The 19,350-nt window shown below is 42.7% G+C and carries 15 protein-coding genes; 5 read left to right on the top strand and 10 right to left on the bottom strand.

Annotated elements, in window-relative coordinates:
- Nucleotide 1 precedes the first annotated feature (1 nt).
- Complete coding sequence (locus RH40_RS06125) at nucleotides 2-1,153, top strand: patatin-like phospholipase family protein (RefSeq protein WP_039954340.1); 1,152 nt, start codon at nucleotides 2-4, stop codon at nucleotides 1,151-1,153.
- An 18-nt stretch (nucleotides 1,154-1,171) separates the two neighbouring features.
- Here the strand turns inward: RH40_RS06125 and pyk are convergent, their stop codons facing one another.
- Nucleotides 1,172-2,614, bottom strand: coding sequence for a pyruvate kinase (gene pyk / locus RH40_RS06120; RefSeq protein WP_009600549.1), 1,443 nt, complete (start codon nucleotides 2,612-2,614; stop codon nucleotides 1,172-1,174).
- Between the two features lie 333 nt (nucleotides 2,615-2,947).
- On the opposite strand from pyk, the gene mlc reads away from it, so the two are divergent.
- Together mlc and RH40_RS06110 are read left to right on the top strand one after the other, a co-directional pair.
- Complete coding sequence (gene mlc / locus RH40_RS06115) at nucleotides 2,948-4,165, top strand: sugar metabolism global transcriptional regulator Mlc (protein ID WP_009600548.1); 1,218 nt, start codon at nucleotides 2,948-2,950, stop codon at nucleotides 4,163-4,165.
- Between the two features lie 119 nt (nucleotides 4,166-4,284).
- A complete protein-coding gene (locus tag RH40_RS06110; protein ID WP_009600547.1) occupies nucleotides 4,285-5,223 on the top strand; it encodes a chemotaxis protein CheV in 939 nt (312 codons plus the stop codon).
- A 36-nt stretch (nucleotides 5,224-5,259) separates the two neighbouring features.
- On the opposite strand, the gene RH40_RS06105 is transcribed toward RH40_RS06110, so the two are convergent.
- The 4 genes from RH40_RS06105 to RH40_RS06090 all read right to left on the bottom strand — a co-directional run bounded on the left by RH40_RS06105 (nucleotide 5,260) and on the right by RH40_RS06090 (nucleotide 11,294).
- Nucleotides 5,260-8,331: an error-prone DNA polymerase gene (locus tag RH40_RS06105; RefSeq protein WP_009600546.1), complete on the bottom strand. Its 3,072-nt coding sequence runs from the start codon at nucleotides 8,329-8,331 to the stop codon at nucleotides 5,260-5,262.
- 8 nt (nucleotides 8,332-8,339) lie between these two features.
- Entirely contained in the window at nucleotides 8,340-9,740 is a 1,401-nt protein-coding gene (locus RH40_RS06100) for a Y-family DNA polymerase (RefSeq protein ID WP_009600545.1), read from the bottom strand.
- Nucleotides 9,741-9,742: 2 nt separating this feature from the next.
- On the bottom strand, nucleotides 9,743-10,423 hold the full coding sequence (gene imuA, locus RH40_RS06095) for a translesion DNA synthesis-associated protein ImuA (protein ID WP_009600544.1): 681 nt from the start codon (nucleotides 10,421-10,423) through the stop codon (nucleotides 9,743-9,745).
- Between the two features lie 130 nt (nucleotides 10,424-10,553).
- On the bottom strand, nucleotides 10,554-11,294 hold the full coding sequence (locus tag RH40_RS06090) for a YciK family oxidoreductase (RefSeq protein ID WP_009600543.1): 741 nt from the start codon (nucleotides 11,292-11,294) through the stop codon (nucleotides 10,554-10,556).
- 242 nt (nucleotides 11,295-11,536) lie between these two features.
- On the opposite strand from RH40_RS06090, the gene sohB reads away from it, so the two are divergent.
- Nucleotides 11,537-12,598, top strand: a complete 1,062-nt coding sequence (gene sohB, locus RH40_RS06085; protein ID WP_009600542.1) for a protease SohB — start codon at nucleotides 11,537-11,539, stop codon at nucleotides 12,596-12,598.
- Nucleotides 12,599-12,688: 90 nt separating this feature from the next.
- On the opposite strand, the gene RH40_RS06080 is transcribed toward sohB, so the two are convergent.
- Both RH40_RS06080 and rrtA read right to left on the bottom strand, forming a co-directional pair.
- A complete protein-coding gene (locus RH40_RS06080) occupies nucleotides 12,689-14,047 on the bottom strand; it encodes a DEAD/DEAH box helicase (protein ID WP_009600541.1) in 1,359 nt (452 codons plus the stop codon).
- Between the two features lie 96 nt (nucleotides 14,048-14,143).
- Complete coding sequence (gene rrtA, locus RH40_RS06075; RefSeq protein ID WP_009600540.1) at nucleotides 14,144-14,710, bottom strand: rhombosortase; 567 nt, start codon at nucleotides 14,708-14,710, stop codon at nucleotides 14,144-14,146.
- Between the two features lie 3 nt (nucleotides 14,711-14,713).
- Between rrtA and RH40_RS06070 the strand changes: the two genes are divergently transcribed.
- The gene (locus RH40_RS06070) at nucleotides 14,714-15,319 is read left to right on the top strand and encodes a tRNA-uridine aminocarboxypropyltransferase (RefSeq protein WP_039954337.1); all 606 of its coding nucleotides are present in this window, start codon (nucleotides 14,714-14,716) and stop codon (nucleotides 15,317-15,319) included.
- Between the two features lie 6 nt (nucleotides 15,320-15,325).
- Here RH40_RS06070 and RH40_RS06065 read toward each other — a convergent pair whose 3' ends face one another.
- The 3 genes from RH40_RS06065 to RH40_RS06055 form a co-directional block, all read right to left on the bottom strand.
- On the bottom strand, nucleotides 15,326-16,642 hold the full coding sequence (locus RH40_RS06065) for an anti-phage deoxyguanosine triphosphatase (RefSeq protein ID WP_009600538.1): 1,317 nt from the start codon (nucleotides 16,640-16,642) through the stop codon (nucleotides 15,326-15,328).
- A 95-nt stretch (nucleotides 16,643-16,737) separates the two neighbouring features.
- Nucleotides 16,738-18,288, bottom strand: coding sequence for an MDR family MFS transporter (locus tag RH40_RS06060; RefSeq protein WP_009600537.1), 1,551 nt, complete (start codon nucleotides 18,286-18,288; stop codon nucleotides 16,738-16,740).
- Between the two features lie 2 nt (nucleotides 18,289-18,290).
- Nucleotides 18,291-19,298, bottom strand: a complete 1,008-nt coding sequence (locus RH40_RS06055) for an HlyD family secretion protein (RefSeq protein WP_422636340.1) — start codon at nucleotides 19,296-19,298, stop codon at nucleotides 18,291-18,293.
- Nucleotides 19,299-19,350: the final 52 nt, after the last annotated feature.

The raw sequence follows: 19,350 nt of genomic DNA, 5'->3' as shown, positions 1-19,350 counted from the left end.
TATGGGCAACAAAGGTACAGTGACCGACACTGATGTTTTAATGGACATGTCGGTTCTAAAAAAATATATCGGTGGCAGAACAGCACTGGTTGCCCAAGGGGGTGGGCAAAGAGGAATATTCACCTCTGGTGTACTTGATGCTTTTCTTCTCAACAACTTCGATCCTTTCACGTCTTTCTATGGTACGTCCGCTGGAGCCCTTAATCTTTGTGCTTTTCTTTGCCGCCAGAGAGGTATAGGTCGTTCTTTTATCCTTGATTTGACCACTGACCCGAAGTTTTTTCACTTATTTCGCTTTATACGCCGTAAGCAGTTTCTTGATCTGGACTGGGCTCTTGATAAAATTTCTCGCCCACCGTACTTACTCGACATTGAAACGGGTAGACATGTACTAGGTAACCGTAACGCTTACGCAGCAGTGACAGATACCCATCGTCTTATGGATCATTATTTACCTATGTTTGATCATGATTGGCGTCAAGTTTTGGTTGCGACTTGTGCGATACCACGTCTCTACCATCAGCCGATCCGATTTCCTCATGGAGAATATGTTGACGGTGGAGTTTCTGCGACAATTCCAGTGCAAGAGGCTTGGCGCAAAGAAGCTCGGTGTATTATTGTTATTCGCACCGAAGGGGAAGATATCTCGGGGAATGATAACGAGATAGAACAGGCTAACTTTTCCAATTGGCAAACTACGGTGCTTAACACACTCCATGAACGTTGGCAGGACAAACTAGAGCGATTGAAAAATGATTGGGCGCAATTTTTCTCTGAGCAATTAGTTAGGGTGAGTCAAGAGAGTGAAGTCAAAGATCAACGTGATGCCCTCAGCGGCGGGCGATGGCTTTTCGGAGCAGATGATGTCTATCGTCTTAGCCATCTTTTAGGTGATAAATTTGATTCAGGTCTGGCTGATATGTTGGCGGTACATTATCAAACCTACTCATTAACCCAGAGTTTCCTACAATCCCCTCCAGATGACTGCTTTATCATACAGATAAAGCCAAGTCGACTGCTGCGTTCGAGCTCATTACTAAGCAACAAGGACGAGCTCTTAAGTGACTATGAGCTCGGTTTAGAAGCCGGGCAACGCTTCGTTGACTCTTTCTCAAAGTGCCTTTTTGAAAGAGCCATCGAGGAAAATAAGTAAGCCGTTTGGGGATACTTGTTATGCGGAAAGGATACGCAAACTATTTGTACCACCGACTTTGTCCGTAATATCACCTTGAGTAATGATAACAAGGTCACCTTCATCAAGTTGGCCGCGTTTTTTCAGCAACTCAACCGCTTTTTGAGCGTTTTGCAGTCCACTAGTAGAACGAAAATCAAAATAAACAGGAAAAACCCCACGGTAAAGCGCAGTAACATTCAATGCACTTTCATTACCTGATAATGCGAATATTGGGAGACCAGAGCTAAAGCGCGACATCATCAATGCAGTTCTTCCAGACTCTGTTAAGGCGATGATGCCTTTAATACCTCGGACATGGTTTGCAGCAAACATAGTCGACATAACGATAGTCTCTTCTGCTGTTTCGAAAATGGAGTCTGTGTGGTAATTTTGTCTATTAATTTTTGACATTTTTTCTGCACCGATACAGACACTCGCCATTGAACGAACGGTCTCTAAAGGGTAGTTACCTGCCGCGGTTTCTCCCGACAACATAACGGCATCGGTGCCATCAAGTACAGCATTAGCAACATCCATAACTTCTGCACGAGTTGGCATGGGATTTTCTATCATGGATTCCATCATTTGAGTTGCGGTAATGACAGTACGATTCAGTGCTCTCGCTCTTCGTATCAGTTGTTTCTGGACACCGACCAGCTCTGGATCGCCAATTTCAACCCCAAGGTCACCACGAGCAACCATGACCGTATCGGAAGCAAGAATAATATCATCAATGTTTTCATCATTCTCTACGGTTTCGGCACGTTCCACTTTGGCAACTAACCGCGTTTGTAATCCAGCATCGAGAGCCAGCTGGCGTGCATACTTCATGTCTTCTCCATTTCTGGGAAATGAAACGGCAAGGTAGTCGACTTTTAATTCCGCCGCGAGTTTTATGTCATTTTTATCCTTATCGGTCAGTGCTGCGGCGGAAAGTCCTCCTCCTTTTTTGTTGATGCCTTTGTTATTGGATAGAGGACCACCAATGATTACCTTGGTATGAACTTCCGTGGCGCTTACTGATAAAACTTCAAGTTGTACCCGACCATCGTCTAAAAGGAGAACATCACCGCAAGAGACATCGTTAGGTAGCTCTTTATAATCCAGACCAACTGCACGTTGATCGCCTTCTCCAGCCCCCAGTGCGCTGTCGAGGGTAAATAAGTCTCCGATGTTCAGAAGCACTTTTCCTTCTTTAAAGGTTGAGACACGAATTTTCGGTCCCTGAAGGTCACCTAAAATCGCCACGTTAGTGCCTAGCTTTGCGGCAATTTCCCGAACTTTCATTGCTCGCTCTTTGTGGCCTTCCGGACTACCGTGAGAAAAATTCAGCCGCACTACATTAACGCCCGCCTCGATAATAGATTCCAGTACTCCTGGCTTATCTGTTGAGGGACCTAGCGTTGAGACTATTTTTGTTCTTCTTTGTGTAGTAGTCATTCGAATCTCCTTAAATGAAAGGGCTTATTTGACTAAATCAATGAGTCAGAATGGTTGCTCATTATTAAAAATATCAATATAAGTATATACACACGCAGTCTCTGTGCTTCAAATGATCAAAAGATTTTTGGTGCTTTAGTGTTTAGAAGTAAGAAAACATATTTATTGGAGCGAAAAAATTTTTGCTTTTGTGTAAATTAGTTGCTCCTTCTTGATTAAGTACACAAATATACATGCTGATACGTGACTCCAGTCACGGCAATTTAGTAAAGGTCTTCACAATTAGTTCGCAAAGTAAAAAAATCATCGCGTTACTGATATTTGGAGCATTCAATGTATATGGCTCAACCTGGCCACATTGATCATATAAAACAGATCAATGCTGGTCGCGTATATAAGTTGATAGATCAACACGGTCCTATTTCGCGCATAGAGCTTTCTAAGCAAAGCGAGCTTGCACCTGCAAGCATAACGAAAATTACGCGCGAGCTCATTGAAGCTCACTTAGTCCACGAAACTACGGTTCAGGAGTCAACCAGTCGTGGTCGTCCAGCAGTTGGTTTGCAAGTTGACAATCAGGACTGGCAATTTTTGGCAATGCGGCTGGGAAGAGGTTATCTCACCATTGCATTGCATGAACTGGGTGGTGATGTTCTTATTGATACGAAAATTGATATTCATGAAATAGATCAGGATGACTTGTTAGCTCGCTTGCTTCATGAGATCGATGAATTCTTTCAGACCTATACAGAGCAACTTGGCCGAGTAACGAGTATCGCAGTAACACTTCCCGGCTTGGTCAATGCTGAAGAAGGTATTGTCTTGCAAATGCCTCACTACAATGTTGAGAATTTGCCGCTCGGCCCAGAAATTTATAAAGTCACAGGGTTACCTGTTTTTATCGCCAATGATACCAGAGCTTGGGCTTTAGCTGAGCGTTTATTTGGTCATTCAAGAGACAAAGAAAACTCGGTTCTTATTTCGATCCATCATGGCCTTGGTGCTGGTATTGTGCTTGATGGGCGTGTACTGCAAGGGCGGCACGGTAATATCGGGGAACTGGGTCATATCCAGATTGATCCCGATGGTAAGCTTTGTCACTGTGGGAATCGCGGCTGTTTGGAAACCGTGGCAAGCTCTCAGGCGATCCGAGAAGAAGTCACCAAACGATTGAATGAAGGCGAATCTTCTTCTTTGTCTGATCTTGATGAAGTCTCCATTGAAGATATTTGTGAAGCGGCTGCAGAGGGCGATCCTTTAGCTGTAAATGTAATAGAAAGCTTAGGCAACAGTCTTGGTGCTGCCATTGCTATTGTTATTAATCTGTTCAATCCAGAAAAAATACTTATCGGTGGTGTTATTAATCAAGCCAAGGAGGTACTCTATCCAGCCATTCAAACCTGTATTGAACAGCAAAGTTTACCGGTTTATCATCGGGATCTAGAGATAGTAGAGTCAAGGTTTTATAAGCAAGCAACTATGCCTGGAGCGGCTTTGATTAAACAAGCACTTTACGATGGGCTGCTGTTAATGAAGGTTATTGAAGGTTAAAAGTCTCCCCTGTATTCTTTATCTTTCGGAGAATCGCATATAATCTTGGATGATGGGCAGGTTTAACTTCGTCCTGTAATGAACTATTTTTGTAATGTATAGAGTGGTCGAGAATCCGAATGTCTGGAGTTTTAAATACCGTTGATCAGCGCACCAACTTGGTGGGTGAAAATCGTCTTGAATTATTACTATTTAGTCTGAATAGTAGGCAGGTTTTTGCCATCAATGTATTCAAAATACGTGAAGTGATTCAAGTTCCGTTGCTGACAAAGTTACCCGGCGCTCATCATCATATCGTTGGAGTTGCCTCTTTACGAGGAGTCCCAGTTCCAGTGATAGACTTACGAGGCGCAATTGGGTTTCCTCCGCCACGAGGAGAAGTTGAAGAAAACCTGATCATCACCGAGTATAATCGCACAGTACAGGGCTTTTTGGTTGGTCACGTACGTAATATCGTCAATACTACTTGGACTGAAATCCAGCCACCACCTAAATCTGCGGGCCGAGCTAACTATCTAACGGCAATCACTCAGATAAAAGAAGACATTGTTGAAATCATTGATGTTGAGAAAGTATTGGCCGAAATTATTGACTACGATACGTCTATTTCTGAGGGGGTATTAGACAACGACCTGTCGACAGAAATGGTTGGGCGCAAAGTACTTATCGTTGATGACTCGTCTACTGCTCGAATGCAAGTCAAAGGCGTGCTATCCCAGCTCGGATTAGAAATAGTAGAATGCTTAGATGGTCTGGAAGCTATTAATTTACTAAAGTCGTGGGCAGATGATGGTATCAATGTTGCCGAGGATCTATTATTAATGATCACAGATGCAGAAATGCCAGAAATGGATGGTTATAAGTTAACATATGAGGTGCGTAACGATCCCAGAATGAAGGATTTATATATCACCCTTAATACCTCTCTCAGTGGCAGCTTTAATGATGCAATGGCGAAGAAAGTCGGGTGTGACCGATTCATCTCAAAATTCCAACCAGATGTTCTAGTGGAAGTTGCTCAAACGCGTCTTAAACAAGTTTTGGATAAATCAGCGTAGCTTTTATCGCGTCACTCGTTCATCACGCGGTAATACTTAGCGAAAGTCGCGCGAATGAGCCGTCAGCCCCGCCATACTGCTGGTTAAGTCTATGAGCTTACCAGCAATTACATGAAGTGTTTCTCCTTCCTTCTCAAGAATTCCTTTTACTTTAAGTATTTTAGCATTCAAATAAGGACTTTTCTGTGCTCTTGCTGTGGCTTTCCACACAATAACATTTATGTTGCCAGTATCATCTTCAAGTGTAATGAAAGTGACTCCTGAAGCAGTGCCGGGGGATTGTTTTCCAGTCACCACTCCCACCACAGTGACTAAAGATTGATCATTTTTATAGGGCAGTTCTTGCATACGAGTAAAGCGTCCAATTAACTTGGCCTGATCAAGTAGTGTAATAGGATGATGCCGAAGAGAAAGGCCAGTAGTTGCGTAATCTTCCAATAGTGTTTGATAGTCAGAGGGAGCAGCAAGGGATAAAGTTCGCTCTTCTTCTAAATGATGAAATAAAGGTAAATCTGAGGTTGAGTCCATGATGTCCCAACGTGTTTGGTAGCGATGTTGGTTAAGGCAATATAGGGCATCAGCTGATGATAATAACTCGATATCTTTTTTATTTAGATGGCATTGCTTCACTTGATTGATGTGTGTGAAACCTTGAGATGGGCGAAGCTGAACAATGGAATTTGCACTGGCCCGGCTAAAGCCTTTTATTTGCCTGAATCCTAATCGAATCGCAAGCTTATTAAGGTGTTTTACAACTTGATAATCGTAAGTGGAAGTGTTGATACAAACGGGTAGCACGATAACATTATGCCTTTTGGCATCTTGCACGAGTTGAGATGCACTATAAAATCCCATGGGGAGGCTATTAAGTAAAGATGCGTAAAAAGCCTCGGGGTAGTGATATTTCAGCCATGCAGAGCAATAGGCTAGAACAGCGAATGAGGCTGAGTGGCTTTCAGGAAAACCATATTCACCAAAACCAAGAATTTGCTCAAATAGCTGATGAGCAAATTCCATGCTATAGCCGCGTTTTGTCATGCCATCGACGAGTTTTGTTTTGAACTTAATTAGTTCACCGTTTTTCTTCCAGGCTGCCATTGCACGGCGTAATTGATCAGCTTCGCCACCACTAAAACCAGCAGCAACCATGGCAATTTTTATAACTTGTTCTTGAAAAATGGGTACGCCTAATGTTCTTTCCAATACGTCTTTTACCTCCCTGGAAGGATAAACAACTTGCTCTATTCCATTTCGACGCTTTAGGAAGGGATGCACCATATCGCCTTGGATAGGGCCAGGTCTGACTATAGCAATCTGAATCACGAGATCGTAATAGGTTTTGGGTCTCAGGCGAGGCAGCATGTTCATTTGTGCACGTGACTCAATTTGAAATACGCCAACAGTGTCAGCATTTTGAATCATCTGATAAACGTCATCATCATCTTGGCGACGAGTAATGTCCGCGATACTCAAAGTGTGTTTATTCAGGTCTTTAATGAGACTAAAACACTTTCTTATCGCTGTAAGCATACCTAAAGCCAGTATATCGACTTTAAGTAACTTTAGTGATTCTAGGTCATCTTTATCCCATTGAATGACCGTCCTATCAGGCATAGCTGCATTTTCAATCGGAACCAAGTCATAAAGTGGTCCAGAGGTGATAACAAAACCACCGACATGTTGTGATAAATGGCGGGGAAAACCAATAATACGACTGACCAGTTCAATAAATTGTTGTCCTTTTAGTGATGAGGGCTCAAGACCTAATGCCACAATTTGTGCTTGCCAGTTCTGTTTGCGATCTCGTCTATCGACATTTCTGATAAAAAAGTCCAGTTGACTTGCTTCTATTCCTAGAGCTCGTCCGACATCACGAATTGCACTTTTAAAGCGATATGTAATCACTGTTGCGGCTAATGCGGCTCGTTCACGTCCGTATTTCTTATAGATATATTGAATTACCTCTTCACGACGCTCATGTTCAAAGTCGACATCAATATCCGGCGGCTCATCACGTTCTTTACTAATGAATCGCTCGAAAAGAACGGATATCTGTCTGGGATCAACCGATGTAATTTCTAGACAATAACAGACCACAGAGTTTGCCGCAGAACCTCTCCCTTGATAAAGGATTTGGCTACGTTTGGCGAACATGACGATATCGTGAATCGTAAGAAAATAAAACGGATAGTTAAGTTCCTCGATGAGAGCCAATTCTTTATCAATCGTGTGTTGGATGTCGGCAGATATGCCTTCAGGGAAACGAATCTTTTTACCTTGTTCGACCAAGTACTTTAGGTAACTTATTGGAGTGTGGTCTTTAGGTACCAACTCACTCGGGTATTCGTATTGGATCTCGTCAAGATTGAACTTACAAAGCTTAGCGATGTGTGTACTTTCTAACATCCATTCGGCCTTAAAAAGCTTGCTGAGTTTTTCTTGACTGCGTAAGCTTCTTTCACTGTTGGTGAGCATGCGTTCACCTAACTCTTCTATTTTACAGTTATGTTTAATTGCACTAAGAGTGTGTTGTAGAGGTAGCCTATCTGCGGTATGCATGAGAACACCACCACAAGCGGTAATAGGCAGTGCGATTTCGTGAGCAAGCTTCTGGCTGTGCTCTAGGTATCTTTTATCATCAGGGCCTAAATGTCGTTGAATACCTAACCATAACCTTGTCTTGTGATGCCGATTGAGCCACGTTCCCCAATGGTGGTCTTCTTTATTGTGTTGAGGTAGCCAGATAATTAAGCAATGTCTGACGCTCATTAAATCCCATTCTGAGAGCTGATAGCTTCCTTTTTCTGAACGTCTCCTTGCATTACTGATGATACGACAAAGCTCTGCATAGGCACTTTTATCTGGGCATAATAAGATCACTTGGCAGTGTGGGTTAAGCCAAAACATACTGCCAATAATTAAGTCCACACTAAGCTGATGATTTTTGATTGTTCTGTAAGCTTTCACTACACCAGCAACAGAGCATTCATCGGTGATTGCTAGGGAATGATAGCGAAGAAAATCGGCACGCAGGATCAACTCTTCAGCATGTGATGCTCCGGTAAGAAAAGAAAAGTTGGTTTGGCAAAATAGTTCAGCATAAGACATGTTGGGACCTAGCTAAAGAGACCATGAAGAAACCACTGCTTGTTTTGGTTACGAAAAACCCATAACCAGCGACCCTGTTGACTGCGAGCGATAAAGTAGTCACGTATAATATCGTTACCATCCCACCAACCTGTCATGAGTCTTTCTGGGCCTTGAAGGAGTGTTACTTCATCTTGTAAGGGCTCCGGTTGAGTAAGGATAAAACTAGGCCGTAATTTGTTACCTGATGAGACGAAAGAGACAGGCTTAGTTGGATCACACAGGACGATGGCGTTCTCTGGCCTAGGATCGTGCAGATGGGCTATTTTGCTTACCTTATCACGGCCTAGCTTTGCTTGGAGAAAACCGATCAGCTCTAGGGGAGTCTGTTGTCCCTGTAAGCCACAGAATAAATCTTTGCTGGTCGACTCCAAATCATTGTATCGAACAAGGCGTAAAGTCAGAGCTTGTATTGGTGCATCAAGCTTAACAGATTCTAGGGTTAGATAACTTAGGCTGAGCCAACGATTTGCTAGGTAATCACCTTCAGCAGAGTAAAACGATATGCTTGTATCCTTCTTATCTCGATGGTGTAAAAGTAATTCCAGTTCATAACCGACTTGGTTACGTAGACGTAAGTAATTTTCTAGTTTTATTAGTACTTTACCTAAGGGCTTATCGAGCCTTTGTAATGTTTCTATTTCAAAGAGTAACTCTTGATAACATTCAAACTGCTTCGGAGGATGATAAAATTCAATGGGGTGTTTGAACTGTCCAGTCAATTTTCCAACATAGTTAACAAGCTCGATATGAAAGCGCCTAGCAAGTTCTTGTATGGGCATTGTGAGTAAGTCTTTGAAAGAGGTAACACCAATTCGTTGTAGCTTCTCAATGTCTTTTTGCGCGATCTGAGCCATTGATATGGGAAGTTTGTGCAGTGCATCGACCATTATAGCTTTATCGAGTGTTATGAGTTTTGTTGATGACTGAGATAACAGTATCGCTGAAGAAGGAGAAAATCCGGTTGAATAGGAATAAGTTAAACTGAGTGATTGCATGTGTTGGGTGACGTTTTGCCAATAATTATCGAGCCCTTCGTATAACGACAACATGTCGGTTACTTTCAGCAGCAGGCCTTGTGGTGGAAAAAGACTAATATCGGAAGTCACCATATATAGCCATTGTGCGGTATTGAGTAGTGCTTTACGTTCAATATCGATATTGTATGGATGAACTTGGAGTTGGCTACAGAGTGTACTGGCACTCCCGAGCCCCATTCCAACCTCAATACCTTGAGATTTCGCCGCAGTGTTACATTGCACGATCTTAAATCGTGTTGAGTCAACAATGGCGAGGGGCTTCTCTATTTGTTCTGAAAAGCTTGCATCCAGTTGAAGTGAAGGAAAATGTAAGTAGAGCCAACTTTGCATGACTAACCTCTTTGGTGCATGGGAAAAGGGAGGATCAGTGCATCGTTAGCAGGTTCAACGGTGAGCTCTGGCCATGTTGATGTCATATCGACAATACATCGTTCGTTTAGCCACCCACCTTTACGTCGGGTAATAGAGACCTCCAAACCTAAATCATGTGGAGAGAGAGTCATATTAAGTGTGATTGGTAAAGAGAATGATTCAGGTGAACCAGTCTTTAAATAAAAATGTAAGCATTGCCCCCGTTCGCTGGCTACTTGTAGTCGCTTTGCCTGATGAATTTCTAATCCAGCGTGCCACAGCAATACATTACTACAGGCACCACTGCGCAAACATTGCTCTGCTGCCCAAAGTGCGTGTTGCTCATTTTCTGGATAGATTAAAAGGATATTATTGGCGTTAATACCTAGACTTACCAGTTGTTCTGTACATAGGTATCCAGGAGGTTGAATGAAAACACATAGCCTATCTTGACTGGTGTTTTTTATATGTGGCAAGAGCAACCTAAGCTCACCAATACCAGAAGGGCTTTTTACTTCAATGACACCATGCTTCGGAAAACCTCCATTGAGGGTGCTATCAAGTTTTTTATGACCTGTAGGATGTATCCCCAACTCTTGTGAATTGAGTGATCCAGACCGAAGCCATTGCTTTTCTTTGAGATTTTCGATTAATTCATACATAACAAAATACCTGTATATACATACAGTATATTTTATTGTTTATGTTCTGCAAGCTCTAAGAGAATTAAGTGGACAAAAAAACGCCTTGTATTGGCTGTTAAAAATACAAGGCGTTGAGTTATAGATAAAATTATTTAGGTTGCGCGTCAATACATTGGCCGTTTACTTCTCTACCTTCTGGAGCCATTAGATAAAGATAGAGTGGCATGATATCGAGTGGTGTTTTTAATTGTTGGCTATCTTCAGCTGGGTAAGCCTTTGCTCTCATCCCAGTGCGAGTGCCTCCTGGATTAATCGCATTAACTCTAATATTGGTATTACTTAATTCATCAGCAAGGATCTGCATCATACCCTCAGTAGCAAACTTAGATATAGCGTAGCTACCCCAAAGAGCACGACCACTATGACCAACGGTGGACGAGGTAAAGATAATTCTACCGTCTTTCGATTTATGTATGACAGGCAAGAGTGCCTGCGTCATGAGAAATTGTGCTTTGACATTTACTTGCATAACATCATCAAAGGTATCTTCACTGATTTGATCAAAAGGACTAATGACACCCAATAAGCTTGCGTTGTGTAACACACCATCGAGACGACCATATTGTCCTTCAATCGTCTCCGCCATGTCTTGATAGTTCTTTTTACTGGCCCCTTTCATATCAAGGGGAATAATTGCAGGTTGGGGGCCGCCAAAGGACTCTATTTCGTCATAGGTTTGTTCAAGCTTTTTAACCGTTCGGCCAAGTAAAATAACTGTGGCCCCATACTGTGCGTAGGATAGGGCCGCTTGTTTTCCTATTCCATCTCCTGCGCCGGTTACTAGGATCACTTTGTCTTTTAGGGCATTAGAAGAAACACTATAATTCACGATCTTTATCCTTTCTGAAGTTGATAATGTGGACACCCTGTTCATACTATGACTTCGCTATTCGAAGGATACTTACAGCTTTGTGAAGTCGATGAATAAACAGTGCTGGCGTCTTAGTGTACAAAGAAAATACAATTTGAAGGGTAAATTAGTACGAAAACCAGTTAGTATTAAGGTTCTGCTTTATGAATGCATAACTTGATGGTTACAATACACTAATTCATATATTAGGGGACATTAGATTGGAATTTTTTTTGGACTATGGGCTATTTTTAGCCAAGATTGTGACGGTGGTAGTCGCGATAATTGCTATTTTGATAATGATTAAAGCTGTTGGTGGTAAGGATCCGAGTGCTAAAGGGACGCTTGAGATCACTAATCTTACTGATAAGCATAAACAAACCATCGAACAATTCGAAAGCCATCTTCACGATGAAGCGTTTCTCAAGGCCCGTGATAAAGCTGAGAAAAAAGAAGAAAAAGATAAAAATAAAGAGCGTGGCAAAGAAATCAAGAAGGCTTCGAAAGAGGGTAAACTTGCAGAAGATCGCGCCCCCCACTTATTTGTTTTAGATTTTAAAGGCAGTATCGACGCCAAAGAGGTTTCATCGCTTCGAGAAGAGATAACGGCCATTCTCGCTGTGGCTAAAGATAGTGATGAAGTCTTATTGAGGCTTGAGTCGGGCGGTGGAATGGTTCACGGCTATGGCTTGGCGTCATCACAGTTAGATCGAATTAAAGCTGCGAATATTCCTCTGACCATTTCTGTTGATAAAGTAGCAGCGAGTGGCGGATACATGATGGCATGTATTGCAGACAAGATCGTTTCTGCCCCCTTTGCTATCGTAGGATCAATCGGTGTTATTGCTCAGATGCCTAATTTTAATAAGGTACTGAAAAAGCATGATATTGAATATGAGCAGCTCACCGCTGGTGAATACAAACGTACTTTGACAATGTTTGGTGAAAATACAGATAAGGCGCGTGATAAGTTCAAACAAGAACTAGAAGAGACACACGGCTTATTTAAAGACTTTATTCGCCAGCGTAGGCCAGACTTGGAGCTGGAGAAAGTGGCAACGGGTGAGCATTGGTTTGGTACTCAAGCTCACGAACTTGGTTTGGTTGATGAAATCAAAACCTCAGATGATCTCGTTGTCGAAGCGTGCAAAGATAAAACCGTACTTGCTGTTCACTATGTTGAGAAGAAAAAGTTAACCTCTAAACTGGCAGGTATTGCTGGTGAAGCAGCAGACAATGTATTGATGAAGTTAATCGATCGTGGTCAGCGTCCGATAATGTAGCGTATATTTATCGTTCGGTATCATAAAAAAGCCCCGTTAAGGGGCTTTTTACTATCATAATTTTTCACTTATGAACGCATAATCTCGACTTTACTGTGTTGTTTCGGCGTTTTCTTTGTTGAATCTACGCTTTTGATTAGGCCGGCGTGCTGAATTTTTTGCACCGAAGTGACGCTTATTTTTTGTCTGTGTAGCCTTGCCAGTAGTTTCATGGGGTTTATTCTGTTGCTCTGCGTTTGAGCTTTTAGGCTTTTTCGGTTTCTTAGGCTTTTTCGGCTTGATTGGCCTAGTGTCTAATTTGGACTCAGGCAATGCTTTTGTCGGTTGAAAACCTTCTAGAGTAAAGCGAGGTAGTACTTTTTGAATAAGTCGCTCAATACCAAAAAGGTCGCTTGCTTCATCTGCTTCAACTAAGGAAAAGGCTTTACCCGCTTCACCTGCTCTGCCGGTTCTTCCAATACGGTGGACATAGTCTTCAGCCACGTTAGGTAAGTCAAAGTTAACGACTTGAGGCAATTGTGGAATATCGATTCCACGAGCGGCAATATCTGTTGCAACTAGTACGCGTATTTCGCCCGTCTTAAATTCCGATAAAGCTCGAGTTCTTGCTCCCTGACTTTTGTTCCCATGAATCGCAGCAGCTGTGATTTCTGCTTTGTTTAAAAATTGAGCAAGTCGGTTGGCCCCATGTTTTGTACGACAAAAAACCAGAACTTGTTGCCATTTCCCCTGGGTAATTAACTCAACCAGCATCGGCGCTTTTTGACGTTTATCAGCAGGGTAGACACTCTGCTCAACGGTAACAGCAGTAGAATTTTGTGGTGTTACTGATATCTCTACCGGGTCATTGACCAGCCCTTTTGCAAGCTGGCGGATTTCAGCTGAAAATGTTGCTGAAAACAGAAGGTTTTGTCTTTTTTTAGGTAATAGATTGAGAATTTTACGAATATCATGAATGAAACCCATATCAAGCATGCGATCGGCTTCATCGAGGACGAGCACTTCAAGCTGATCAAATTTAATCGCTTTTTGCTGATAAAGATCCATTAGCCTACCTGGTGTTGCCACCAAAACATCGCAGCCCTTACGAAGCTTCATCATTTGAGGGTTAATTTTGACACCACCAAATACGACCTGTGAGGTTAGGCGCTGGTGACGGCTGTACTTAAAAACATTTTCTTGTATCTGTGCTGCGAGCTCACGAGTTGGTGTTAAGATTAAAGCTCGAACATGATTGCCTTTTACTCTCTGGTTATTATCAAGGCGCTCCAGAATTGGAAGCGTGAATCCAGCGGTTTTACCTGTACCAGTTTGAGCTGCAGCCATTACATCTTTACCCGAAAGAACGGCAGGTATTGCCTGCTTTTGTATTGGTGAGGGAGTATCGTAGCCCAATTCTTCAATGGCTTTGAGGATCGGGGCTGAAAGGCCTAAGGAGGTAAAACCCATGCTGTTTTCTCTATTAGTAATTAGTGCGCATTTATGTGGCATGCCACATGAAAAAGTGGGTCATTCTGAATCCTTTAGCCGATAACATCAACTAAATTATTTTATAGAAGAAAAAAACCGCGTTTTTAGAAGGGTAAAGTGAGCGATCCCCGCTAATATCAATCCGGATAGGGCGCCGTACAAATGTGATTCGACAGCAATACGAGCTTGTATCCACTCACTAGTCGTGTCAGAGCCCCCCATTATTGATTCCCACGCTACTTTTATTAGCACGGCCACGACTAACAACCAGCTACTTTTACGGCCATTGAGGGCTTCATTAAGTGCAAACGAGGCAAACAGTCCATGTAGTACACCAGACAAGCCAACATAACTGTACATGCTACTCAAGAAGTTGAGTAATCCGACAGCGATACTAATCACTATCACGTTTAGGAGCAGTAGAAGGGGGGAGGGTCTGAAAATAGAAGTGATGATCCAAAGGCCCACTACATTCATAAACAGGTGAGTAAAGTTGGTGTGAGTAAAGTTTCCTGTTAGGATCCGCCACCATTGACCGTCTTGAATCAAATCTCGTTGCCAGTTTGTCACCGATGATAGTGGCTCGAACTGAAAGCTTAAGCAAACTAAGCTAATAGCAACTAACAGAATAAATAAGCGCACATTATGTCCCGATACTGTTCTCAATGTGGAAAATCTATAAAAGCTTGTATCTGTGAGTGGATACAAACTCTCACGCCAAGTGTAGAGTTGATCATATTACAACATTCTAGTGAAACAAACAGACCGCTGGGAACGGCAAGGATATTGTCGCTAAGTTTGACCAACAGTTATTGTTTTGTTGGGGAAGATTTTACGCATCATACTGAACTGAATCAATTAATCGGAGATAGCGACTATCAGCACTTTGTGTTGTACCCTGGTGAAACGTCGGTGAACTATCAAGTCGTAAAAAATACGCTAACTAAAAAAAACAAAGTACGCGTAATTCTTTTAGATGGGACTTGGAAAAAAGCGTATAAAATATGGCAGCTATCAAGCAATATCAATGAGTTACCTCAAGTTCATCTGCCGCCTGACTTGGAGGGAAACTATCGTATTCGTAAGGCACCAAATAAAAATAGCCTATCCACAGTTGAGGCAGGCTATCACATTTTGTCATTGATTGAACCAGAGATGGATTTTTCACCTCTTCTTACTGCTTTTGAGCAGATGATCGACTTTCAGATAAGGCAAATACCTCAAGAGGTATTTGCAAGAAACTATCGTTAATCCCCTTCAATAGGACGAAAATAATTGCTGATGCAGTCGCTGTGCGTGGCCATCTGTCATTGATGAAATATAATCGGCAATAATGCGATAACCAGTACTGTCATCGTTTTTTTGAACCCATGGGGTACGCACATTGACAGGGAGCAGCCTTTCGGGATCTGCGCTCAAAGCTTCAAAAATGTCCATGATAACTTGCTGGCCTTTGTATTCGACCACTTGTACGTGTGGAACTTGAATGACATGCTGATGGACGAACCCTTTAAGGATTTCTAAAGCCTTGGCCATCGAGGGTTCAAGCACGGCTTGATAAGCCAATAATTCACACTCAAATGGTGTGTCTGTGACTTTGACTGATATACTGGTTAACAGGGCATTGACCATGCCACCAATGGCATCTTTACGCTGGTAATGCGTCTCTGCAAACAGCATATCCGTGATTGAGTCAATGTGCTCTCTAAACCAAGGGTCGCCGCATTCGAGGAGTTTACTTTGTGCGCTCTCTTTCCACTGGTTGCGGTTTACCATACCCAATACAATCGCATCCTCAAGATCGTGCACGCCATAGGCAACGTCGTCAGCGAGTTCCATAATAGAGCAATCCAGTGATTTATAACGTGTCTTTTTATGTTGCCAATCATCACCCTTGCTATCACTTATCGCGCTAAAATTTTCCTTATCATTTTGGCTTAGGGGTTCTAGAACCCAATCAAACACATGATTATCACAATCGTATAGCCCTTTTGCAGGCATCCAATCGCGCGCTTTAAGTTGACGTTGATGCGAAACGCTTTCTGGTAGGTGTTTAGCACGAGTTTGGCTGATCATCGCGGGGTATTTAATAAGACCAAGTAGAGTACGTCTGGCGAGGTTCATACCAAAAGATTCAGTATAAGGTTCGAGTTTGGTGACAATACGAAAGGTTTGAGCATTGCCTTCAAACCCACCGTGATCTCGCATCATATAGTTTAATGCGATTTCTCCACCATGCCCGTAGGGAGGGTGGCCTATATCATGCGCTAAACAAATGGAATCGATAAGACTGTCGCTAGGGAGTAGATCGCGAAACTTAGGTTGTTTCTTCTTAATTTGAGCAACAATACCGGTGCCCAGTTGAGCGGCTTCAAGTGAGTGGGTCAGGCGCGTTCGATGAAAGTCATCGAAACTAGTCCCGTGAACTTGTGTTTTCGCTTGTAGGCGCCTAAACGCAGCCGAATGAAGGATTCGAGCTCTATCTCTTTGAAAGGGACTGCGGTGATCATCGCGACGAATTTTATGTTCATCATCGTGTCTTTTCTGCCATAACTCACTGATTTCAAATGTCATAAACGCCCTCCTTTTTCTTACTAAGCTACACAGGTATCAGTATCACTGCAAGTTCAAACCGTATAGTCGCTCTCAAAATGACTCATCAATAGACTCTAATTTTTCATAATTAACATCAATCCCGCGGCGATCGCTAATGCGGCTGTCATCATGAAAAACACATCATTATAGGCCATGATCGCGGCCTGTTGTTGCATGGTTGAGAGTAGACTGGACTGTGCTTGTTGCATTGCAGTGCTTACACTGCTGCCCGTATGGATAAACATCATCTGTTGCTGATAAAGCGTTTCCCAGCCTAGTTGACTGACATTGGGCAGAGACTCTTTAATATGCGCCAGGTGTTCACGAGTTTTATTATCGAGCATGGTAGCAATAAATGCGATGCTGAAGGCGCCACCGAGGTTGCGCATAACATTGGTAAGTGTAGAAGCATCCGGTGTTTCTTTTTGACGGATATTCTTCAACGCAACCAAAGATAATGGCACCATGATAAACGGCAAACCAATAGCGCGTAATACCATAGACAATATCATTTGCTGCCCACCAAAATCAGCCGTCATATGTGTATTCACCCCGCAGCTCAACGCAAACATAATAAAACCAAAAGTGACCAAATATTTTGGTTTTATTAATTGGGTAAGCTTTGGAGCGAGTGGAAAGATAATCAGTTGCGGGAACCCCATCCACATTAACACTTCACCAATCTCCATCGCATTGTAATGATGAATTTGCGTCAGATACATTGGTAGAACGTAGACAGAGCCGAGCAAGGCCATTCCTAATATAAAATAAGCAACGTTGGACATTGCGAATTGTTTATCGCGTAGCAAACGTAAATTAACCAGCGGCTTGTCACGATAGAGCTCATTAATGACAAAGTAGACTAAGCTGACCGCAGAAAGGATGCTCAGACTGATGATAAATGAGGAACTGAACCACTCTTCACGGTTCCCCTCTTCAAGGACTACTTCTAAGCATCCTAATCCCAAAGCCATTGTCACAATACCAAACCAATCAGCGGCTCTGAAAGCTGGTAGGCTAACCGGTTCATCATTGAGTCCATATCGAACCATGGCAATCACCAAAAATGCCGGAGGGACATTGATATAAAAAATATAATGCCAAGAGAAATTCTCTGTTAACCATCCACCAAATGTTGGGCCAATGGAAGGCGCAAACGTTGCGGCAATACCGAATAATGCCATTCCAAGTGCTCTTTTGTGTATCGGGAGCAATTGTACTACAAGTGAAAATGCCAGAGGGATCAGAGCACCGCCACTAAATCCTTGCATGGCTCTGAACACGATCATTGAGGTCATGTTCCATGAAAAGGAACAGAGTAGGGATGACAGCGTAAATAATGCGGTTGTCCAAGTGAGGTAGCGGCGTTTACCCAGTACTTTTGTTAACCAACCACTCAAGGGAATGGCGATCATTTCCGCGACCAAATAAGAGGTCGATATCCATGAGCTCTCATCCAAAGTTGCAGATAGGGCACCTTGAATATCTTTCAGTGATGAGTTGGTAATTTGGATATCGAGTATCGCCATAAAGGCCCCGATTAAACCGCCAAATAATGCGATCCAGTGACGGGTAGGCACCTCATGTTCTGACGTCAGATTATCGGTCATCATATTTGACGACATGATTAACCCCTTGTATCAATTTTTGCGACGACAGATAAACCCGGAAGAAGTCGACCTTTTAAGTTTTTCGCGTCAGTGATGAGGATTTTTACAGGCACTCGCTGAACTATTTTAGTAAAGTTTCCTGTGGCATTCTCCGGGGGAAGCAAGGCAAATTTAGCTCCTGTTGCTGGTGAAAAGCTATCCACAATTCCTGTCAATTCTTGACCCGGAAAAGCATCGATATCAACGGTGACCTTTTGCCCTTTATGAATATTATTTAGCTGAGTTTCTTTGAAGTTTGCCTCTACCCATACTGCGTTATCAGGCACTAGGCTCATCAGAGGTGTCCCCGCTTGAGTTAACAGACCTTCACGAACACTGCGTTTGCCGATAAACCCATCGGCGGGTGCATAAATTTTTGTATATTGAAGATTAAGTTGGGCTTGGGTAACACCGGCCTCAGCCTCTTTGACAGACGCTTGTGCTTGCACGATTTGACTATTGATTACATCCAGTTGATCTCTGGCAGCTTCAAAGTTTGCTTGAGCTTCATGTAATTGAGCAAGGGTGACTTTTTGCTGCGCGAGCATACTATCAAGCTCATCTTGAGACGCATAATGCTTTTTAAGGAGACTGCGAGAGCGTGTAACTTGTTGAGAAGCTCTGTCGTACTCAGCTTGTGCAGAGTCAACGCCACTTTGTGCTTGATGGATATGGCTGTGTTGCAAAGCTTGCTCGGCGGTGAGGTTACTCTTACTGGCTTGGGTAACAGCAAGGTGTGCGTTGGCCTGTGTGAGTGCAGTTTGGTAATCTCGCTCATCAATTTGTACTAAGAGATCACCTTTGTGCACTCTTTGATTATCGGTGATATAAGACTTTACGATATAGCCCGACACTTTAGGGCTGATAGAAGTAATATCGCCTTGTAAATAGGCGTTGTCGGTTGATTGAACGTATTGCCCATAGCCAAACCAATAACCAGAGCCCGCTAGTCCGATAAAAAGCATCACAATCGTTGCAGCTATCATCACTTTTCGTTTGCTGTTTACTTTCACTGTTGAAGAATCTGTTACTTGATCG

The sequence above is a fragment of the Vibrio caribbeanicus ATCC BAA-2122 genome, from assembly GCF_000165125.1.
Lineage (GTDB): Bacteria > Pseudomonadota > Gammaproteobacteria > Enterobacterales > Vibrionaceae > Vibrio > Vibrio caribbeanicus.
The sequence above is the reverse complement of the archived record's forward strand: the minus strand, read 5'-3'. Positions and strand labels throughout refer to the sequence as shown.